General features: G+C 36.6%; 14 protein-coding genes. 7 read left to right on the top strand and 7 right to left on the bottom strand.

Annotation, left to right across the window (positions count from 1 at the left end; genetic code table 11):
- Both CRS_RS03730 and CRS_RS03725 read left to right on the top strand, forming a co-directional pair.
- The gene (locus CRS_RS03730; RefSeq protein ID WP_142722750.1) at positions 1-1,467 is read left to right on the top strand and encodes a ferritin-like protein; all 1,467 of its coding nucleotides are present in this window, start codon (positions 1-3) and stop codon (positions 1,465-1,467) included.
- 18 nt (positions 1,468-1,485) lie between these two features.
- Positions 1,486-3,015, top strand: coding sequence for a peroxidase, FMP-type (locus tag CRS_RS03725; protein WP_142722749.1), 1,530 nt, complete (start codon positions 1,486-1,488; stop codon positions 3,013-3,015).
- A 74-nt stretch (positions 3,016-3,089) separates the two neighbouring features.
- On the opposite strand, the gene CRS_RS03720 is transcribed toward CRS_RS03725, so the two are convergent.
- From CRS_RS03720 to gndA, 5 genes are all read right to left on the bottom strand, one after another.
- Positions 3,090-3,728 carry a TetR/AcrR family transcriptional regulator gene (locus tag CRS_RS03720; RefSeq protein ID WP_142722748.1) on the bottom strand — a complete coding sequence of 213 codons (639 nt, stop codon included), beginning with the start codon at positions 3,726-3,728 and terminating at the stop codon, positions 3,090-3,092.
- 612 nt (positions 3,729-4,340) lie between these two features.
- Positions 4,341-4,979, bottom strand: a complete 639-nt coding sequence (locus CRS_RS03715) for a TetR/AcrR family transcriptional regulator (protein ID WP_142722747.1) — start codon at positions 4,977-4,979, stop codon at positions 4,341-4,343.
- Positions 4,980-5,672: 693 nt separating this feature from the next.
- Complete coding sequence (gene pgl, locus CRS_RS03710; RefSeq protein ID WP_142722746.1) at positions 5,673-6,383, bottom strand: 6-phosphogluconolactonase; 711 nt, start codon at positions 6,381-6,383, stop codon at positions 5,673-5,675.
- A 26-nt stretch (positions 6,384-6,409) separates the two neighbouring features.
- A complete protein-coding gene (gene zwf, locus CRS_RS03705) occupies positions 6,410-7,891 on the bottom strand; it encodes a glucose-6-phosphate dehydrogenase (RefSeq protein WP_142722745.1) in 1,482 nt (493 codons plus the stop codon).
- Positions 7,892-7,904: 13 nt separating this feature from the next.
- Positions 7,905-9,323, bottom strand: a complete 1,419-nt coding sequence (gene gndA, locus CRS_RS03700; RefSeq protein WP_142722744.1) for an NADP-dependent phosphogluconate dehydrogenase — start codon at positions 9,321-9,323, stop codon at positions 7,905-7,907.
- Between the two features lie 252 nt (positions 9,324-9,575).
- Here gndA and CRS_RS03695 point away from each other — a divergent pair, with 252 nt between their 5' ends.
- The 5 genes from CRS_RS03695 to CRS_RS03675 all read left to right on the top strand — a co-directional run bounded on the left by CRS_RS03695 (position 9,576) and on the right by CRS_RS03675 (position 13,976).
- The gene (locus CRS_RS03695; RefSeq protein WP_142722743.1) at positions 9,576-9,935 is read left to right on the top strand and encodes a prevent-host-death protein; all 360 of its coding nucleotides are present in this window, start codon (positions 9,576-9,578) and stop codon (positions 9,933-9,935) included.
- Positions 9,936-10,447: 512 nt separating this feature from the next.
- The gene (locus tag CRS_RS03690) at positions 10,448-11,035 is read left to right on the top strand and encodes a TetR/AcrR family transcriptional regulator (RefSeq protein ID WP_142722742.1); all 588 of its coding nucleotides are present in this window, start codon (positions 10,448-10,450) and stop codon (positions 11,033-11,035) included.
- Between the two features lie 74 nt (positions 11,036-11,109).
- Positions 11,110-11,916 carry an SDR family NAD(P)-dependent oxidoreductase gene (locus CRS_RS03685; RefSeq protein WP_142722741.1) on the top strand — a complete coding sequence of 269 codons (807 nt, stop codon included), beginning with the start codon at positions 11,110-11,112 and terminating at the stop codon, positions 11,914-11,916.
- Between the two features lie 260 nt (positions 11,917-12,176).
- Positions 12,177-13,475 carry an epoxide hydrolase family protein gene (locus CRS_RS03680; protein ID WP_142722740.1) on the top strand — a complete coding sequence of 433 codons (1,299 nt, stop codon included), beginning with the start codon at positions 12,177-12,179 and terminating at the stop codon, positions 13,473-13,475.
- Between the two features lie 42 nt (positions 13,476-13,517).
- On the top strand, positions 13,518-13,976 hold the full coding sequence (locus tag CRS_RS03675; protein ID WP_142722739.1) for an organic hydroperoxide resistance protein: 459 nt from the start codon (positions 13,518-13,520) through the stop codon (positions 13,974-13,976).
- Between the two features lie 110 nt (positions 13,977-14,086).
- Here the strand turns inward: CRS_RS03675 and CRS_RS03670 are convergent, their stop codons facing one another.
- Together CRS_RS03670 and CRS_RS03665 are read right to left on the bottom strand one after the other, a co-directional pair.
- The gene (locus CRS_RS03670) at positions 14,087-15,886 is read right to left on the bottom strand and encodes a hypothetical protein (RefSeq protein WP_142722738.1); all 1,800 of its coding nucleotides are present in this window, start codon (positions 15,884-15,886) and stop codon (positions 14,087-14,089) included.
- A gap of 922 nt (positions 15,887-16,808) precedes the next feature.
- Entirely contained in the window at positions 16,809-19,541 is a 2,733-nt protein-coding gene (locus tag CRS_RS03665; protein ID WP_142722737.1) for a M4 family metallopeptidase, read from the bottom strand.
- Between the last annotated feature and the right edge of the window lie 1,185 nt (positions 19,542-20,726).

The raw sequence follows: 20,726 nt of genomic DNA, 5'->3' as shown, positions 1-20,726 counted from the left end.
ATGAGACAAAGACTTATCCATAAAACAGAACAACCGCAGGAAACATTATCAAAATCTGCAAAAAGAGCCGCAATAGCAGGCAGAAGTGCGGTAGCCATTGCAGACAGTGTTTCGTTACCTTCTTTGCTATTTGATCCATCACTGAGCAAAGAGGACTGGACAGAAGGATTGAAGCATCACAGTACAGTCCTGACAGGCTTTTTGCTGAATGATCAGATCAAAGAGTTCAATGCTTATCTCGAATCACAGTTGGGTTCAGGAATTCCAGAAATTAAAAAAGGGTTGACAGAAATTGATTATAAACCGGTTTTAAAAGATCTTTTACAGACCGCTATTCTTATTGAACATTCTACCATTCCACCCTATCTTACTGCTTTATATTCAATCAAGGACGGAACCAATGCCCTGGCTTCACAAATTATACGAAGCGTTGCTGTGGAGGAAATGCTTCACCTGATCATGGTTTGCAATGTCCTGAATGCAATTGATATCAGGCCTTCTGTCAACCAACAGGAGAACTATCCTACATACCCGATGAAACTGCCGATGAATGTTGATTTCTATGTGGGTCTGGAAACATTCTCTACCAACAGTATTGCAACATTTATTGCAATTGAAAGTCCAAGCAAGCCTTTGGTAAAGGCACCGAAATATGATCATGAAACAGATTCTTCAGCATTATATTCCCAAAGAGCAGCTGTGCAGGAAAATAACTTCTGGACTCTTGAAAATATGAAAGGTTTCATCATGGAAAACGTACATACTATCGGTGAATACTATGATGTCTTATTCTTTTATATCGTTATTTTTCAAATCATTGCTTACTACAAAAAACATGGAACACTTCCGAAGAACTTTGAAGAATTGAATACCGGAGGAATTTTCACAGGAGATTCTGCAAAACAGATCCGTCCCGAGCAATACTATGGAAGCGGCGGTAAACTGCATTCTGTAGAAGCTTTAACAGGAGTAATCGCTGTTTTCCAGGAAATCAAGGGACAGGGCGAAGGTGCTGACGATTCTATTTTTGATATTGATCCCTCACAGTTTGAAGAAGGTGTGGAGCTGGCACACTATTTCAGGTTCAAAGAAGTATTTCATGAGCATTTCTATCTGGGAGGAAACTATGAACCTTTTATGGATGAAAACGGAATGATGCCCGTTACAACGCCACCTACCGGAAAAGAATTGCCTGTAGACTGGAGCCAGGCATATCCTATGAAGCCGAATCCCAAACTGGAAGATTATATCAAAAATAAGGAATTACACGCACAGGCTACTGAGTTTAATAAAACCTACAAACGTTTGTTAGATGCTATTCAAAGTGCAGTGGAAGGAAACCAGAGAGAGCTCGAAAAATCGATCATGTATATGTATGCTCTGAAAGAACAGGCCGTAGGATTAATGAAACAGCCTTATGATGCTCAGTATAATGCAGGCCCTACATTTGAATTTATCAATTTATAACCATAAAAATCAGATATCATGCTTAAAAGAAAAAAAGAGAGTCCCGAATTGGGGGGAGAACAGCTGTTCCGTAAAATGCCAGGCCAAAATGAAGTCAATCTGGCTCAATTAATGGATGGATATTCAAAACTTCTTATTGATGATCCGGTAAGACCCTTCAGAGAAGAGAACCTGCAGGCTATTGAGAATAATGTAGACTACGGAGTTCTTGCTGCTTTAGATGGAACATGGGTAAGCTATAATGTGAATTATAATAAGAATATTACCCAACCTTCATTAGCAAGTGGCATACATACTACGATTATGCCTTCCCCCGGAACTAATCCAGGGACAATACCAGGAAAATTCGCTTTTGACAGTGAAGAATATATCGAAAAATTAACATTTTCAATTGTTCCCGGTGGAGTACGTAACCGTGGTGGAGCCAGTGAGCTTTTCTGTGGAGCCGTTAAATATGAACAAAGTATCAAAAGTGTGAATACTGTAAAGGGTCAGGAAACTTTAAAATACACTCCTATTCATGAAGAAAACGGAATGTATCTATGGCTGAGTGATGTGTATAATCATGCAGCCACGAAGGAATCTATTGAAAGAGACCGAGGTATTCATGCTGTTTCAACCGAAGATGCTGAAAAGTATGGATATACCGGTGAATACAGAGACGAACCTCTTGTAAGAATAACACCGGATGGCGAGGAAAATCCTAAATATATTCTTTTAAGTCAGTTGCAGCCAGGACAGGAATATTATGAAATTATCCCCGCACAGGAAATAAAGCCGGGAGCTGGAGTTGACGGGCCTTATTTTATTCCGGACTATTCTATTTCCCGAAGCGGTGTTATTCCTCATGGGAGTACCATTACTCTACTTGGTGATATTGTTCCTCAGAATATTGCTGATAAAACCTATTATTTAATTAATGGTTCCCCCAAATTTCCTTATGGTAAAGAGGCATGGGATACTAATCATCTTTCGATTTCCCGTACGATGGGAAATGCAGGAGTAACACCTGACAATATTATTGATCTTGACCAACCTGCACCGGCCTGGGTTCATGAGACTTTAGATGATAAAAATGATCAGGGCTCAAACAAAATCTATACCCAGAGAATACTGGCCGATGATTTATATCCTTACTCTGTACGTCCTGATCTGAGGCTCAGGGATACATTGAGAGGCCAGGAGGTCAGCAATTATGTTCATGTAAGAATGTCTTCCAAGATGAAAACCGGGGCACAGGGCGGAATTTTGAATGTTCCTTTTGTCAACCGTTTTGTTCCGACTGTAGAAGTGGACATGAATATGTGGATTGAAACGGTAATTGAGAATGGAAAAGAGATTCTTCAGCTGCAATATGAGCAGATTGTATTCTTTGAGTTTGATTTCGGAAATGACGGAGGTACTACAAGCTGGCCGCATATCCAGGTCAATACCCTTCGTAAATTAGAAGATATCCCTGAGGATCAGAGAAAAGTGATTGAAGAGCAATTTTTTAATTCTGCAGGAAATACTGGTACGGCTTCAGCATGCCCATACCATAAAGGATAATATTCCCTTTCGATTAAACACAAAAAGAGGCATTCATTTGCCTCTTTTTTATACCTTCAACCCTGATCTTTAAATTACAGGTTTTCGTACGTCTGATCTACAATAAAGGATATTGCTTTTTTGATCTTCTCCCGTCCTTCAGGAGTGTTGGTGTCTATACCGCAGAAAAGACTTCCGTTCAGGGAGGCAAACATATTCAGGTAATAGAGCCCTGAAACCATAATGGCCATAATAGAGCGGTACGTATCCATTTTATCTTTGAAACGGGATTCCATCAGTCTCTTAAAAATATATTCCCCATTTTCCTCCTGGGTATCGATCAGTTTTTTTAATGATTTACGAGGTTCAGAAATGGTCCATAACAACAGTTTCTGGGCTTCCTTATTGGTATAGACATAATCAAATTGTGACAGAAGCATTTGTTCAATAAACTCTCTTCCTCCATCTTCAAAATTAGGGTTTGCCTTTTCAACCTCTTCACTTGTTACCTTCACCCAGTAATCCTGTGTACGAACATATTCATCCATCAAACCGTCCATTCCGCCAAAATAGGTATAGATCATTTTTTTATCCACTCCGGCAACAGCAGCAATATCATTAATCTTCAATCCTGCATGCCCTTTTGTTTTCAGAATTTTTCCAACGGCATCCAAAAACTTCTTTTTACTGCGTTCCTTATTCCTAATACTACCTGATGCTGACTTTCTTTCCATGACTAAACATTCAATATACAAGTTTATGAATTTTTTTTATCATTTTAGACACTACTTAGTGTTTAAAATTATCTGTTTGTATATATTTGCACTAATTAAGACGCTTTGATACATAAAGCCCGGTCTGAAGCTGAAAAATTAAAGTGAGCAGATTGTTTTGCTATTTTCCTCATTTTAAAACATTTCGGCTGTCTATAGCTTGTGTAAAAAAATACAACCGACAGGATTATTTAACATAATGATACTGTTTTGATTAAAAAAAATGTTCCAAAAATTAAATAAAATACTTTTCAATAGATATTTTATATAAAAGGATAAAATTTTTACAATAAAAAAATAATATAATGATATACAGCAACTTAAACAAAAACAAAGAAATTTTTATTATTTTACACACTTTGTAGTGTCTTATTTTATATATTTGTACAAACTAAAACCATCTATATATTTTAAAACACTTTTAGGTTGAAAATAAGACAATTCAGATTGTATTATTTTAGTTCCCTCACTTTAAGATAATTTCGAACACGAAACAACTAAGGTAGAAACACAACTTACAGACAGGCCATTAGATTCTAATGGTCTGTTTTTAATATCAGGAGTCTGCATAACCTATAGCTTTTCATAAGTCTGACGTAATAGAAAAGAGATTGCTTTTTTGATTTTATCCCGTCCCTGGGGCGTATTGACATCTATTCCACAAAAAATACTTCCGTTCATGGCTGCATACAGATTCAGATAATAAAGACCAGACACCATAATGGCCATGACAGAGCGGTAGGTATCTATTTTATCTTTGAAACGCGAATCCATCAGTCGGTTAAAAATATATTCTCCGTTTTCCTCCTGGGTATCGGTTAATTTTTTTAATGATCTCCTAGATTCTGACAAACGCCATAGAAGTAATTTTTGTGCTTCCCTGTTGGTATAGACATAGTCAAATTGTAAAAGCAGTATATTTTCTATAAAAGATCTTTCCTCATCCTCTGATTGAGTTTGTATTTTTTTAACATCATCAATGTTTACTTTACTCCAGTAATCCTGTGACTGGATATATTCATCAATCAAACCATCAAATCCTCCAAAATAAGAATAGATCATTTTCTTGTCCACTCCAGCCGTGGCAGCAATACTACTCACTTTCAATGCAGTATAACCTTTTGTCCTCAATATTTTTCCAACTGCATCCAAAAATTTTTTTCTACTGCGTTCTGTGTTGCGGATACTTCCTGCTGCAGGCTTTCTTTCCATGGTAAACTTTCAATCGTACAAGTTTATGAATTTTTTTTCATTTTAGACACTTTTTAGTGTCTAAATTTATATATTTGCATAAACTAATAACCATTTTATATCAACAGACAATCAAAGCTGTGAGAGTTAGAGAGATCAGATTGCACCGTTAGTTCCCTCAGCCTGATTGCTTTATATGCAATGACTGAGGTAAATCATTACCCAAACAGCATCATTATATAATGTTGCTGTTTTTTGTTGATAAAAACATTTTTGACCTCAACCAGACAATAAAAAGCAAATAATTCAGTTTATTTTAAAGTTAAACATCATTTTTCGATTTAAATTTTCGCCTTAAAAAGCTCTTTAGAATAAGGTTTTCATTACTTGAACAAATTTTTATTAATAAATTTTTTATTTTTTTTCAATATTAGACACTTCATAGTGTCTTATTTTGTATATTTGCTTCAAACTAATAACCATTTTATATAGAAGCACTATTGTATTGGAAAATTAAAAATTTCGAAAACAAGCAACTAAGGTAAAAACACTAAATGCAACAGTATCATTAAATCTCTAGTGATACTGTTTTTAAATTAGAGGTGTTTTTGATGTACAGAAAATTGCAGATGCCGACGGTTCGGTATCAAAATAGTTGATATGAAGAGAGACTGTCCAAGGACAGTCTCTAATATTTTAAAAGATCAACCTCTGTTAACCTTTTGCTTTCTGGTCTGTATAAAACTGAAAGCCTGCCTTTTTTTCAATAAGCTGTAAAGGATATAATGCAGGATTATATTCACCGTTCAGCACTTCATTCAAAGCATGCTTTTTAGATTCTCCAAAGGCAATCACCAGAATATTTTCGGCATTATTGATCACAGGTGCCGTCAGCGTAATCCTGAACATTTCCTGAGGTTTCAGATAATAGGCAGATACCCATTTTTCTTTTTCGTCCAACACTGCTTCACCAGGAAACAGAGAGGCAGTATGACCATCATCTCCCATCCCTAAAAGGATAAAATCAAAAATCCCATCCTTACCTAAAACGTTCCTGATCTGTTGTTCATAAGTCTTTGCATAATCCTCAGGAGCTACTCCATCAGCATACATAGGGAAAATATGATTTTTATCAACAGGAACCTGGCTGAGAAGTGTTTCATCCGTCATCCGGAAATTGCTTTTATCATCATGTAAAGGAACCCAACGCTCATCTACCCAAAAAAAGTATACTTTATTCCATTCAACTTTTCCTTTATACTCTGGAGTGGACAATAGTTTGAAAATAGCTTTGGGAGAAGATCCTCCACTCAGGGCCACTACAAAACGGTCATTCTTTTGAATGGACTTTTTGGAAAGATCAACAAATGTGTCTGCTGCTTTTGTATACAGTTTTTCCAGATCGTCAAATACTGTAATATTCATTTTATCTGTTTATATTAATATTATTTTTATACCCAGCTGTGCCCCTGTCTTTCAACCAGGGCATTGCTGTCTTCCGGACCCCAGCTTCCTGCTTTATAATTCGGAAATGACAGATCTTTATTATTTTCCCATGCTTCCTGTATGGTAGTGACAACATCCCATGCTTCTTCTACCTGATCGGAACGCATAAATAGAGTAAGATCTCCTAAAAGGGCATCCTGAAGCAGAGTTTCATACGCTTCCGGAGTATCTTCCTGACAGGCAAAATAATCAAAAATCATTTCTACCGGTTTCAGATCCAGGGTAAGTCCCGGCTTTTTCGTCATAAACTGCAGCCTGATATCCATCATCGGCTGGATATTAATGATCAATCTGTTGGCCGATAAATGGTGCGGCGTATCTGAGAATGTTGAATGCGGAAGCGGTTTAAACTGAATGGTAATATAAGAGTGCTTTTCTTTCATTTTCTTTCCTGTACGAACATAGAAAGGAACTCCCTGCCATCTCTCATTATCCAGATAGAATTTTATTGCTGCGAAAGTTTCTGTATTGGAATCTGCGGCAATACCGTCTTCCTGGCGGTACCCTTTCACCTCAATTCCGTTTATTGTACTTTTTGCATACTGCCCTCTTACGGCATAATGATCCACCTGATCCGGTGATATTCTGCGGATTGACTTCAGGACATCTACTTTACGGTCTCTGATCTCACCGGACTCTACTGAAGCCGGCGGTTCCATGGCTACCATACAGAGAATCTGAAGCAGGTGATTCTGGATCATATCTCTCAGCGCTCCTGTCTGTTCGTAAAAAGCACCTCTTGTTTCAACCCCCACCTCTTCGGCTACCGTAATCTGTACAGATTCTATGTACTTATGATCCCACAAAGGTTCAAAGATTGAATTTCCGAATCTGAATGCCAAAATATTCTGTACGGTTTCTTTTCCAAGATAGTGGTCAATACGGTAGATCTGCTCTTCTTCAAATGTTTTTGCCAAAAGGCTGTTCAGTTCAATGGCAGACTGTTTATTGTGACCAAAAGGCTTTTCAATAATGATCCGGTCTTTTTTCGGATCGGAAGCCAGTGATGTCGTTTTAATATGATTGGATATTGTGGAGATAAAATTAGGGCCGATAGATAAGTAAAATAACCTGTTTGCTCTCATTCCGTAAACAGCATCAAAATCCTGAAGCTTCTGCTGCAGCTTCTGATAAGAATCTTCCTCATCCAGCTGATGCTGAAAGTAAGTAATATGGGCCTGAAAACCTGCCCAATCTTCAGATGTCACTTTCTTTCGGGAGAAACTTTCAAGATTTTCTTTAATGTAGTTTCTGAAATTTTCATCAGTATTTTCTGCTCTTCCTAACGCTATAATATTGAAGCCTTTAGGCATTCTGCCATCGATGTATAAGTTATAAAAAGCCGGAAAAAGTTTTCTTTTTGCCAGATCGCCTGTTGCACCAAAAATAACAATAGTTGTTGGCTGCAAGACTCTATTTTGATTCATTTTTTTCCGAATTTTAATTGTTTGCACTTTGCCAAGAAGTGTGGAAAACACCTTCTCTGTCAATACGTTGATAAGTGTGGGCCCCGAAATAATCACGCTGAGCCTGAATAAGATTTACAGGAAGAGATTCTGTAGTATAAGCATCGAAATACCCCAACGCTGTCTGAATTCCTAAGCTGGAAATTCCGTTTGACACGGCATATCCTGCTGTCTTTCTCAGGGCTTTGATTTTTGATTTTACCAGCTCAGAAATCTCCTGATCCAGAAGAATATTAGAAAGATTAGGATCTTTAGTATAGGCAGAATAGAATTTTTCCAGCAATACGGAACGGATAATACATCCTCCTCTCCAGATCTTCACCACATCTTTCAGCGGAATTTCAAAACCATATTCTTCAGAGGCCTTTACCAGTAAAGATAAACCTTGTGCATAGCTGATCAATGTTGAAAGGAAAAGGGCATCCCCTACTTCTTTAATGAAAAGTTCCGTATCTTCCGGTTTTGTGATCTCATTATCAGCATAGAGCTTGGAAGCCTGGACTCTCTCATTTTTATATGCGGATAAAATTCTAGAGGTTACTGCAATATCGATAGTGGGTATAGAGACCCCGATTTCCATGGCCTGCTCTGAGGTCCATTTGCCGGTGCCTTTTGCTCCCGCTTTATCTAAGATCTGATCAACAAGATAGTTATCAGTCAAAGAGTCTCTTTGAGTGAAAATATCTCTTGTAATTTCAATAAGGAATGAATTCATTTCGCCGTTATTCCATTCTTTAAAGACATGGTACAGCTGATCATTATTTAAGCCGGCTCCTCTTTTTAAAAGATCGTATGCCTCACTGATAAGCTGCATGATTGCATATTCAATACCATTGTGCACCATTTTCACATAGTTTCCGGCAGATCCTTTTCCCATATAGGCCGTACAGGCTTCATGATCAACTTTTGCTGCAATAGCTTCAAGCATTGGCTTCAAAAGTTTAAAAGCTTCAAGATCTCCTCCCGGCATAATGCTGGGTCCCGTTCTGGCTCCTTTTTCACCTCCTGAAACTCCCATTCCCATAAAATGCAGTTTTTTGGATGCCAGATCAGCAACACGTCTGTTGGTGTCTTCGAAATAAGAATTCCCTGCATCAATGACAATATCACCTTCACTTAAAAGCGGGGTAATATTTTCCAGTACTGCATCTACAGGTTTTCCTGCAGGAACCATAAGAATAATTTTTCTCGGAACTTCCAACGCTGATACGAAATCTTCCAAAGAGCCTATCCCTTTTACTTTCATCGCTGCAGCAGCTCCTTCCTCCAATTCTTTAACTTTTTCCTGATCAAGGTCGAATCCTGCGATTGAAAAACCATTGTCAGCGATATTATAAAGCAGATTTCGCCCCATTACTCCAAGGCCAACCATTCCATAACTATATCTTTCCATTATATTGGTATTAATATGAATTTTGTTATACAGAGAATAAAATTACGCAAATGCCTATAAGGAAAAAAATAAAAGGAAAGAAAAAGTTCTTTGGTATGATGTTTTGTACTTATCGATGAGTTGCTAATATTCACATTTTCACATGATTTTGGGCTTAAAGAATAAAATTCAATCATTATTATGGTAATGATCTATTAAAACAGTCTGTTTTTTGGCATAATTAAACTTATATTTGCCAAAATTTATAAAGTAATGAACTATAAACTTGAACTCAACACTCAGGAGCCTAATTCTAAAATCGTTTTTAATAATATCATATTTGATTCGTTCAAGATTAATATAGTTGAAAGATATATCGGGTCCATGAAGGCCCGCCCTACATTATGTGAAGTTTTGTTTAAGGTAAGAACTTTAGATGATGTTATTATCAACAGGAAGGATGGCAATATAAGAGTAAAGATCAAAGGTGATGATTTTGAAACCTATCAGAAATTATCCAGAGATCTGAATTCTTACGAGTACAAAAACAAATTGATTAACAGAAAAGAAGTAGAACAGAATTATGTTCATTTCATTCTGAGTTTAGTCATTGCAAATTATCAGCTTAATTAAGCTGTTCAGGGGATCGTCCCTCTATTGTCGTGGAGGGACAATTCTCAGGAAACAACTATACCAACACCATTTGGTATTTTATGTCAAAAAACACTGCGTTATTAATAAAGGAATTTTGTAGCTCTAGGTGTTACAAGTATATCCATCAATTTTCCTTACTTCAGGAAATTATTTATAATCCTTTTTAATACAGCCACTCTATATCCAATAGACTTTTGATCTTTAGAATATCTGATATCAACAGTTTAAACCTTACAGACTTTAACCGCCAGCTACATCTATTATTACTCATGAGAATTGAGTGACTGGAGTTTTGTAAATTGATTTAAACATATCTTATCTCTGCTCTGCATTGCCATATACAGTATATCAGCTTTAGCTTTTTCATCGTAAAAAACCGTTAAGTTTTCTACATTTGGGGCTTATTCTATTTTACTTGATAAAAAAATATGAAATTTCTTTTGCTTTTATGACCAATCGGTCATATATTTGTATCCTAATTTTTACTCATCATGACAAAAGGTGAAGAAACCAGACAGTTCATTATAGAAAAAGCGGCTCCTATCTTTAATACAAAAGGAATTGCTGCCACTTCTATGAGTGATATTATGGAGGCAACCCAATTGTCAAAAGGCAGCATGTATGTTCATTTTGAGAATAAGGAAGTTCTCGCCTGCGCAGCTGTTGAACATAATATGAAAATGCTGAATGATAAGCTTCAGAAGCACTTAAGCAGATTCAAAACTGCTAAAGAACAATTATTTGCCTATATCGATTTTTTCAGTGATCCCAATCATCCTCCGATAGTCGGAGGCTGTCCGCTGTTAAATTTTGGGACGGAAGCTGACGACACCAATCCTATTGTAAAAGAAAGAGTAAACCGGGGGATCAGACAAGGGGAAGAATTGCTTTCCGGCATTATAGAAAAAGGAATTGTCAATAAAGAATTCAGGGCAGACTGGAATGCTTCAGATTTTGCAACCGTTCTCTTTGCAATGCTTGAAGGTGGACATCTCATGGCAAGAATGTCCGGGAAGAATGCCAAAATAGAAGTTATTGGCCATAATCTTAAAAAAATTATACAGGAGAACAGCCTGTAATTTTTTTAAATAAAAAATGACCGATCGGTCACAATATAAAATACTATCACAACAATTAATTAAAAAACAAAAAAATGTCAAAAACAGTTTTAATTACAGGAGCATCAAAAGGTTTTGGAAAAGCCTGGGCAGAAGCCTTTTTAGCAAAAGGATACAAAGTGGCAGCCACTGCCAGAAATGTAGAAACACTGAATGAACTAAAAGAAAAATACGGAGATTCTGTACTCCCGTTGACTTTAGATGTTGACAAACGGGAAGAATCTTTAGCTGTAGTTCAGAAAGTACATCAATACTTCGGCAGCATTGATATTCTGATCAATAATGCGGGATATGCATTAACAGGTGCTATTGAAGAAACGAACGAGCAGGAAGCCAGAGCACAGTTTGAAACCAATTTCTTCGGAACTTTATGGCTTACCCAGGCAGTACTTCCCATTATGAGAGATCAGAAAAGCGGCCATATTATTCAGGTTTCTTCAATCCTAGGATTGGCGACTTTACCTACCATGGGACTTTACAATGCTTCTAAATTTGCTATTGAAGGCTTGAGTGAAACGCTGGCGGCAGAAGTAAAAGGATTTGGAATTCATGTGACCTTGGTAGAACCTAACGGTTATGCATCCAATATCTGGCATACAGGAATCAATACCCAAAGCAACCCTGTTTATGATGGTGTTAAAAAGGCTTTCGCAGAATCTGAAACTTCTTTTGGAAATGTCGACGCTACAGTTCCCGCAATTATAAAATTAGCAGAAACGGAACATCCTCCATTGCGTTTATTATTGGGAAAAGTAGCTCTTCCATTTGTAAAACACAACTATGAGCAACGGTTAAAAATTTGGGAAGAATGGAACGATGTATCCGTAGAAGCTCACGGATAATTCAAAAATATATTGATAAAAAATAAGCTCTGTTTGTTATAAACAGAGCTTATTTTTTATCTTTTCTGAAACCAGCAGCCAGATTCCTTTCTCAGTTTTCTATTTCATCATTGATCATTTTCCTGTTCACCTCCCTGAATGTCTATTTCGTCATGAAATATGACTGTTCCAGGAAATTACTTATTTCTCAGGATTTTTCCAGAGCATAATTTTGTCTCATCAAAAAAGAAAACAGATTTAAACTCTAATACTACAACGCAATGAAAACAACAATTTCAACAATCCTGTTAGCAGCAACTTTTATCTTAGGAACCCCTGCTATTTCTAAAGCGCAAAATAATAAGGCTGCTGCTCTATCATCAAAACCAGATATCAGTATCCGTCCTTTTCACATCAGTATTCCGCAATCCCAGCTGGATGATCTTAAAAAACGTATTTCAGAAACCCGTTTTCCAGATAAAGAGACCGTAAAAGACGCTTCTCAGGGAATTCAGCTTGAGCAGTTAAAAGAGCTGATGACCTATTGGGCTAATGGATATGACTGGAGAAAAGTGGAAAACAGACTGAATGCTCTCCCGCAGTTTGTAACCAATATCGATGGACTTGATATTCAGTTTATCCATGTACGTTCAAAAGAGCCCAATGCAATGCCGGTGATCCTTACTCATGGCTGGCCAGGGTCTCCTCTGGAATTTATTGATGCTATAGGTCCGTTAACTGATCCGGTAAAATACGGAGGTAAAGCAAGTGATGCATTTGATGTGATCATACCTGCCATCCCGGGATATGGCTTTTCAGAAATTCCCAGAGAACAGGGCTGGAACCCCGACCGTGTTGCCTTTGCCTGGGATGTACTCATGAAAAGGCTTGGTTACAGAAAGTATGTTTCTGAAGGCGGTGACCATGGATCCGTAATATCTGATGCACTGGCCAAACAGGCTCCTTCAGGACTTCTGGGTATCCATCTTACAATGCCGGCTACTATTCCTGCTGAACTCGTAAAACCTATCAATGCCGGTGACCCTGCCCCATCCGGACTTTCAGCTTCGGAAACAAAGGCTTATAATGCCATGAGTACTTTCTTTGGAAGAAATGCAGCGTATGGAGGAATGATGGTAACGCGTCCACAGACAACAGGATATTTACTTTCCGATTCTCCAGGTGCTCTGGCAGCATTCCTATATGAGAAGATCGCCGAATGGAGTGAAAGTGACCTTCATCCTGAAAATGTAATAGGACGTGATGCTATCCTTGATGATATTACCCTTTACTGGCTTACCAATACAGGAGCATCTTCTTCACGTTTCTATTGGGAAAATAATAAAAACAACTTCAGCGCAGAAGCACAAAAGACAAAAGATATTAAGGTTCCTGTAGCCATTTCGGTATTTCCTCATGAAATTTATCAGGCTCCGGAAAGCTGGTCAAAAAGTGCCTATCCAACCTTATATTATTACCATAAAGCACCTAAGGGCGGACATTTTGCAGCCTGGGAGCAGCCACAGATCTTTACGGAAGAGCTTAGGGCCGCTTTCAAAGAGGTAAGAAAAAAGCTTTAATAAAAGTATCAATAAATATCATTCAATCTAAATAATAAAAATATGGAATTAAATACCATTCAGGAAGTAGAAAATACAACCGTAGTGAACATCAGCAAAGTTTTATACTCCGGTAATGTTATTGTAACAGGAGGCCGCAACGGACAGGCAAAAAGCAGTGATGACAAACTGGATATTGAACTGACTTCTCCAGGTTCAAAGGGAAACGGAACCAATCCGGAACAGTTACTAGCAGCCGGATGGTCAGCATGTTTTATCGGAGCTATGCATTTGGGAGCTGTTAAACTGGGAGTCAATCTTCCTTCAGATCTGTCTGTCAATGCCACAATAGATCTGGCAACCCATGATGACGGATTTTTTCTGCAGGCACATTTGCAGATTGTTTTACCTGGTCTGCCGATAGATGAAGCCAGAAAAGTAGTGGAAACTGCCCATGCAACATGTCCTTATTCAAAAGCGACGCGGGGTAATATCAATGTGAAGATTGATGTGGTGGTGTAATGTTCAGAATATTATAATAACATTCTGATTGAAAATCTTCCCTGCCTTTGGGTAAGGAAGGTTTTTTATTTACAGAAGAAAAAGTTTTTGATCCGTTTAATCTGATATCATTAATTTCCAAAATTCACAAAATGCGGAATATCCGTTGCAAAACTGTTCATCGGTAACAGGTTATTCCGGTTACTGTTAAAATCAAAGACTGAATTATTATCAAAAGGAACGCTAGGATAATACATGAAAGAAATCTGAATCCTGTTGAACACCAGATAGGGATTATTGATTAAAACACCGATTCCGATTTTTGTGTTGGTCTTTGTTTTAAATAATTTATCATCAGGCATTCCCAACCATCCGACAGCGGTTGTCAGATAAGGGCTGAAATGGAAATTCTTCCAGGTTTTATTAATAAATAATTGAAGCTGATATCTTAGAACAAGCTTTTTAGTTCCGATATAATCTGAACTGTAAACCGGAAATTCGTCCGGGGATGAAAGGTTTATCCTATCTTTATAAGAGTAATTATGCTGTGGGTTTCCCAGTGCTAACGTTGGGGAAAAGAAATGTCTGGCTTTGGCGAATTTCCAATCCATAAGATTTGTAAAATAAGTTCCGTCAAAGCGGAAAGACTCCCTGTTCTGGCTGTCTTCATTAAAAAACCTTCCAAACTGAGCTTTTACTGTGAAGTATCCCATCTTAGTAAAACGGCCGTAAGATGCAGAAATCCCAACGTATGGATTCACTTCTTTATTTCTTGATAAACCTCCTGCAATAATATTGACCGAGTTACCGTAGGCAACGTCTTCCGGCAAATCATACTGGAAAATATTCTTCTGAACTGAAAAGTTTCTCTGAATAAACCCTATAGACATCAGAAAACTGTTATAGGAACTAAAATATTTATACTGATCGATACCGGGACTGTCCTTGTACTGATAGTTCTGAAACCTTCCTATTATTGCAATATTGCTGGATACTTTTTCACTGGGATCAGAAGAAACGGGAATCTGGTATCCCCCCCATAAATCCTGATTATACACTTTGATCTGAACTTCCGGAAAAGCGGTGTCAGTTTCTATCGGAAGCAAAACATGCCGCATAAAGTATTCAAATGTAAAACCACCTGCCCACCTGGTAAGTGGAGAGAAGAAGTCTCTTCTGAGATTGAAATTAATTCTTTCATTTCTGAAAAAATCTCTTTCTCCCAAAACCTGGGCATTTATATAAGACCCAAAAAGATTATAGGCAGTATAGCTTCCCAAAACGTAATTCTGTTTTTCTTTGGAATCATTTCTGTAAAGGAAATCAAAAGTATGGCCCAGTCCCAGTACATTTTCTTCAGTAACTCCCAAACCCAGCTTGCTTCCGGAATAGCTTAATCTGGGCTTCAGGCTCCAGGAATCCAGAACTTTTACCACCACATCGACAGAATCCTTTCCCGAAGTACTGTCAGAAACACTGATATTCACCCTGTTTATAAAAGGCATTGCTCTCAGCAAACGTTCAGATTCATAAAGTTTCTGGGCATTGTATTCCTCTCCTTTCTGAAAAAGTAAATAATTACTGACTGTGGAAACTTTTGTAACAGCATGCAGGTGATCCGTTACCCAATCATACCATCGGGATATTTCTTTATTATCTTTGGATCCATATCCGAAAGGGTCTATTGTTTCAATCCGGATATTTCGGATATATTTTTTATTATAAGTTTCCTGTGAGAGTTTTTCTGTTCTGGATTTAACAGAAGTGGAATCCGGCTCTCTCCGGAATATAAAACGATGAAGGAATTTGGTAACTTTTCTCTGGTCCGAAAATTTCTCTATTTTGTAATACAGTGAATCTTTCTTTTCCTGTGCGTTTAAAAAGAAAAAGCCACATAAAAAGAAAAGTAAAGTTGCAGTCGATCTAGTCATTAGTCATCAAAATTCAGTACATTTTGTAGTATCAATTTGCAAGCCAACAGTGCACGAAATATACCAGGATCTGAAAATTTTATGCTGCATATTCTGATCTTTCATAGATAAGTTTTCATAATAAAATCAGGACCAGGAGCTATACGGCTTTCAAATCTCTTTAATAACACATTGATTATCAATTATATTTCACTTACAGCTTCATATTGCATATTTCCCAACCTTTCATATTATTTATCAGGCAATTCTTAACATTCCAATTAAATTGAGACATAAAGAAAATAACAGTAATACAAACAATTCTTTTGAAAAAGCACTCTTCTTTTGATACCTGCAATGTATCCAAAAAGATAAACCTAAAAAGAATAATCCTGTTACGCCCCCAAAAACAGTTCTGGTGATAAGAGCCGGAATAAATTCATTTTTTACCATAGTATTCCAACTTTCTTCAGATCCGATCCAAAACTTTGAAACCAGTATCAAACTTAGTAATCCTGATGTATAAATTACAGTTTTCAATAAAAAAAATATCTTTCTTTTATTTGCTTCATTCATATTGATCCTCTATTATACAGCTGGCAATTTAGGAAAATAGGAATTAAAAATTGAATTCATTCTGGTAAATCTTATTATATAATAAAAAAGCATTTTAGCTGCACGGTTTAGAAATATCTGTAGCAGAATAGATACCCGGATTCAGCAGATATCAGTGATAAAAAAAGTCTCCATCAAATTGGGAGACTTTAAAATAGTATAGTGAATTTGTGTTTAGTGTTATCGGAAATTCAGATTATTTTTTATATTCCAACAATCTGGTATTTGCATATAAAAATTATCATTTAAAAATAGCAGTTGTGAAGTAATGACTTCACAACTGCTTATGAGCTTTTATTGCTAAAAATATAGCGCTAAAAAAATGTGATTAGTTTTTAATTATTTTTACAGTGCTTTGTTTTTCTCCGTTATCTAATGTAATGATGTATGCACCAGGAAGTAAAGAGCTTATTTTAATAGATTTAGCCTCTGTATTTCCGGATAATACTACTTTTCCTAAAGCATCCGTAATTTGGTATTTAAACTCCGAACGGGAAGATGACTTAATGCTAATAACGTCTTTTGCCGGATTCGGATACACACTTATATTACTGCTCTCTGCTAATGAAGAATCAACCAATGAAGTAACAGCTGCAGCCGGAGCTATTCTTAGTGTATAATCTTCAACTTGCCCATAATCAAATGTTCCGCAAGAAGAAGCCGGTAATGAGTTGTATTTCAGGATTACTCTCATTCTTACATCTCCGGTAGTAGAAGTCGTTGGAATGGTTATATTTCCGGAGACAGAAGAGGCTATCGTTGCTGCCTGTGACCACGCTAATTCACCCGAATCAGCAAAATCACCGTCACCATTATAATCAATATAAACAGCATAGGCTTCTCCATACGTATAGGTTGGCCAATATGGCGTCACCGTTATAGGATATGTTTTCCCTTTTGTTACGTTGCCGATGACAGAAGTAAAGTTTTCATATCCTGATGTACCCGTTGATGATTTATTAATATTGGCAAATTTAACATTACTGATAGACTCATCCGAAGCAGAGTTTGAAGATGATGTACAATATGATGTATTTCCTCCTCCGGACAGAGTGGTTACGTTTACACTATTACTTGCCGGGGAAATATTTCCTGCCGCATCTTTAGCCTTTACAGTAAAATTATATGATGTTGCCGGCGATAATCCTGTTACAGAATAGGTAGTTGATGTGGTTGAATTTAAAAGCGTATTGTCTTTATACACATCATATCCGGTTACTGCAACATTATCCGCAGCCCCACTCCATGATAATACAGTAGCGTTTTGTGTAGTGGAAGATGCAGACAATTGAGGAGCAGTAGGAGCCTGATTATCAGTGGAATTTCCACCGCCAGAATATGCCTGCCCCAGACCTACTGCATAAAATGCATTTTGAACAGCCTGATGTTCAGCTGAGTCTGCTCCAAAAAGATCTTTTGCTGCCTGAATACCATATGTCAAAGTATTATTGTACGTAGAGTTAGAGGTCAGATAAGAAGTTTCCAGGCGGTATACGATTTTAGCGGCCTTTTCAAACCCTATTCCGCTCACATTAAAACTGTTTCCAATATCATTCGTTCCGGATCCTCCTTTTACTACCAGATAGAACCAATAGTTGATTACACCACTATTCGTGTGAACTCCGCAATAATCATTGTTATCATTAGGGGAACAGTTGCTGCTTGCGTCTTTCCAATAAGTTCCTTTATAAGTATCCGGCTGTTTGGATAACCCTGAATTTGGATTACTCATTGATCTCAGATAGTTAGGAGATACCTTTACAATATCTTCTCCCATCAAAAAGTTTTGTTTTTCGGGCGCATAAGCATTTTCCACTACCGCTCCCCAAATATCAGAAAGACCTTCGTTAAGAGCCCCTGATTCTTTTTGGTATGCCAGGTTAGCTGTTGACTGGCATACTGCATGTCCCAGTTCGTGTGCAGTCACATCAAATGCTCCAAGCGGTTTGAAGGTACTTCCACCATCACCATATACCATTTCACTTCCGGACCAAAAGGCATTTTCGAATGAATTTCCGGCATGAACATAGCTATTAAGTACCGCACCCTGATTATCATAACTGTTTCTGTTGAATGTATCTTTGAAATAGTCATATGTTTTTTCTACCCCCCAATGCACATCCAGTCCGATTTCATTGCTCCAGTTATTATCCGCATCCGTAATATTGTTTTTCACAAGATTGTTTTCACTTCCGTTATTGTTGGTATAGGTATTAACTCCTCCTCCTCTGGTAGCATCTTTCAGCACATATTTTCCATTTACAAGGGTCGTTTCAATAGTCTTTGTTCCACTGTAAAGCGTTTGGGCACTTCCAGAAACAAAAGGCATAAAGCTTTTTTGCGCCTGATTTTCAGCCCCTATAAAAGCCTTTTTACCCAATGTTATCCCGTGTGCATTGTCTCCGGCATGCTTCATAATCAGATCATTAAGCAGAACAGCACCTGATTTGGCATCTACATAGACATGAGATCTTAAAAAAGGTTCTGCTGAGAAAATATCAAATTTATAAGACAGCAAAAGTCTGAATTTTCCGTTGGAAGATTTTACAGGAAGTAAAACCAGTTCCCCTTTAGGCTGATACCCCAGTTCTTTTCCATGTTCTGTAGTATTCATCAAAACTTTTGCCCCTACATACTTTGTGGCAATCTTAAGCGCTGCAGCTTCTGAAAGGTCCGGGTGGATGTTTGTATCATTTGTATCATACACTTCCCCATTCATACTTACAAGATTACCTTTTATATAATGCAGTACATAATTGGCAAACTCCACTTTGATCCCATCATGATAAAGCTGATACTTTTCATCAGAAAAGTCACTGAATAATTTTGCAGATTCAGTTTTCACCAACTTAGATCCCGCAGGAAGATTTAAAATTTCTGAAAAGAATTTTCCCTGATCAGATAACGCCAGATTTTTGGCATCTGTTCCTTTGTTAAATGTAACAAAGATTGACCTGCCATCATCATTGGTAATTTTTTGCTCAATGAATCTTTGAGCGTTGATTGAAATACCACTTACCAAAAGCGGTATAAAAATTGCGAAAGTTAGTTTGTTTTTCATAAAAATATATCTATTTAGTTAGACAGTTAATAGTTATTAAATACTGGACAGAATAAAAGATCTTACTCTGTTTATACTGATTAAAATTGTTATTAACATCCACTTTTTTCTGTAAGCTTAAAAATTAACTTATTGCTCTCTGAATAAAGAAGCTGATGTTGTCAATCAGTTTTAATAATGTTCATTGGTTGTCCAAAAATAGAAAGGCAGATTTGTAATCCGCAATAATTGCTTACGTATAGATACGCTCACAGGAAAAAAAGTGTTTTTTGAATGAATTACAACAGGAATATGTTGCTTTTTAACTTGAAAATACAGATCTTTAGATCTCCTTTATTTCTTTAAAAATTAAAGAAAATTATAAGCTGTATTAAATTGGTAAGATGAATAAAAAACTATACATCTTGAATAGTAATTAAATTTTCTATCAAAAAAAACAGTCAAAATGACAAACCCACCGGCAGGGCTTTAAAACCCTGATGGAAACAGGAATTTTCCATATAATTTTTCTACCATCTGTCAAATATTTAAAACTTAGGATAATCATAAAACCTTATTTCTGATTTAATCATTTGCATCCATTCAATTTTTGATATTCTGATTAAAACGTATTTAATAATTGTCTTAAACATGTGAATTATTTATAAACGAATTTAAATATTAACTTATATTTTTGCGCGAAATAAAGCCATATCCTACGGCTAACAGAAGGATTTACTTATGGATTAAATGCATTGATTCAACAACATTGTATTTGATCATCCGATATTTAATCACTTGCCAATAACCTTTTTGATTTATCATTTTTTTGAAAACATTTCTGCTGCAATGAATTTAGAAGATTACTATTTAAAATTTGTAAAAAGATATCTATTGTTTCTTTTTAGCTTATTTATGTTTTATTCAATTTTTATCCTTTTATATTTTAAAGATATTGTCATATCAATATTTTTAATTTTTCTCAGTTTGCTTTATCTTCTGATAATAAGTGTGGAAAAAATCACGGTATTATTTATAAAGCATCTGAAATCAATGACCTTAGTTTCTTTTCTTTTATTAACATTCACAACAAGTTTCCTTTTTCTTTATACGTATAAACGTGCCGGAGTAGAATACTTTTATCTGTGTTTATTATTCACTATTCCTCTGTTCTTTAACTTAAAGAAGGATTTCTTACTGATATTC

The organism is Chryseobacterium sp. ON_d1 (genome assembly GCF_006829085.1).
Taxonomy (GTDB): Bacteria; Bacteroidota; Bacteroidia; order Flavobacteriales; family Weeksellaceae; genus Chryseobacterium.
The sequence above is the reverse complement of the archived record's forward strand: the minus strand, read 5'-3'. Positions and strand labels throughout refer to the sequence as shown.

Excerpts from the sequence above, each read along its gene's own strand:
- CRS_RS03730 (WP_142722750.1), top strand. The coding sequence starts at position 1 with ATGAGACAAAGACTTATCCATAAAACAGAACAACCGCAGGAAACATTA.
- CRS_RS03725 (WP_142722749.1), top strand. The coding sequence starts at position 1,486 with ATGCTTAAAAGAAAAAAAGAGAGTCCCGAATTGGGGGGAGAACAGCTG.
- CRS_RS03720 (WP_142722748.1), bottom strand. The coding sequence starts at position 3,728 with ATGGAAAGAAAGTCAGCATCAGGTAGTATTAGGAATAAGGAACGCAGT.
- CRS_RS03715 (WP_142722747.1), bottom strand. The coding sequence starts at position 4,979 with ATGGAAAGAAAGCCTGCAGCAGGAAGTATCCGCAACACAGAACGCAGT.
- pgl (WP_142722746.1), bottom strand. The coding sequence starts at position 6,383 with ATGAATATTACAGTATTTGACGATCTGGAAAAACTGTATACAAAAGCA.
- zwf (WP_142722745.1), bottom strand. The coding sequence starts at position 7,891 with ATGAATCAAAATAGAGTCTTGCAGCCAACAACTATTGTTATTTTTGGT.
- gndA (WP_142722744.1), bottom strand. The coding sequence starts at position 9,323 with ATGGAAAGATATAGTTATGGAATGGTTGGCCTTGGAGTAATGGGGCGA.
- CRS_RS03695 (WP_142722743.1), top strand. The coding sequence starts at position 9,576 with ATGAACTATAAACTTGAACTCAACACTCAGGAGCCTAATTCTAAAATC.
- CRS_RS03690 (WP_142722742.1), top strand. The coding sequence starts at position 10,448 with ATGACAAAAGGTGAAGAAACCAGACAGTTCATTATAGAAAAAGCGGCT.
- CRS_RS03685 (WP_142722741.1), top strand. The coding sequence starts at position 11,110 with ATGTCAAAAACAGTTTTAATTACAGGAGCATCAAAAGGTTTTGGAAAA.
- CRS_RS03680 (WP_142722740.1), top strand. The coding sequence starts at position 12,177 with ATGAAAACAACAATTTCAACAATCCTGTTAGCAGCAACTTTTATCTTA.
- CRS_RS03675 (WP_142722739.1), top strand. The coding sequence starts at position 13,518 with ATGGAATTAAATACCATTCAGGAAGTAGAAAATACAACCGTAGTGAAC.
- CRS_RS03670 (WP_142722738.1), bottom strand. The coding sequence starts at position 15,886 with ATGACTAGATCGACTGCAACTTTACTTTTCTTTTTATGTGGCTTTTTC.
- CRS_RS03665 (WP_142722737.1), bottom strand. The coding sequence starts at position 19,541 with ATGAAAAACAAACTAACTTTCGCAATTTTTATACCGCTTTTGGTAAGT.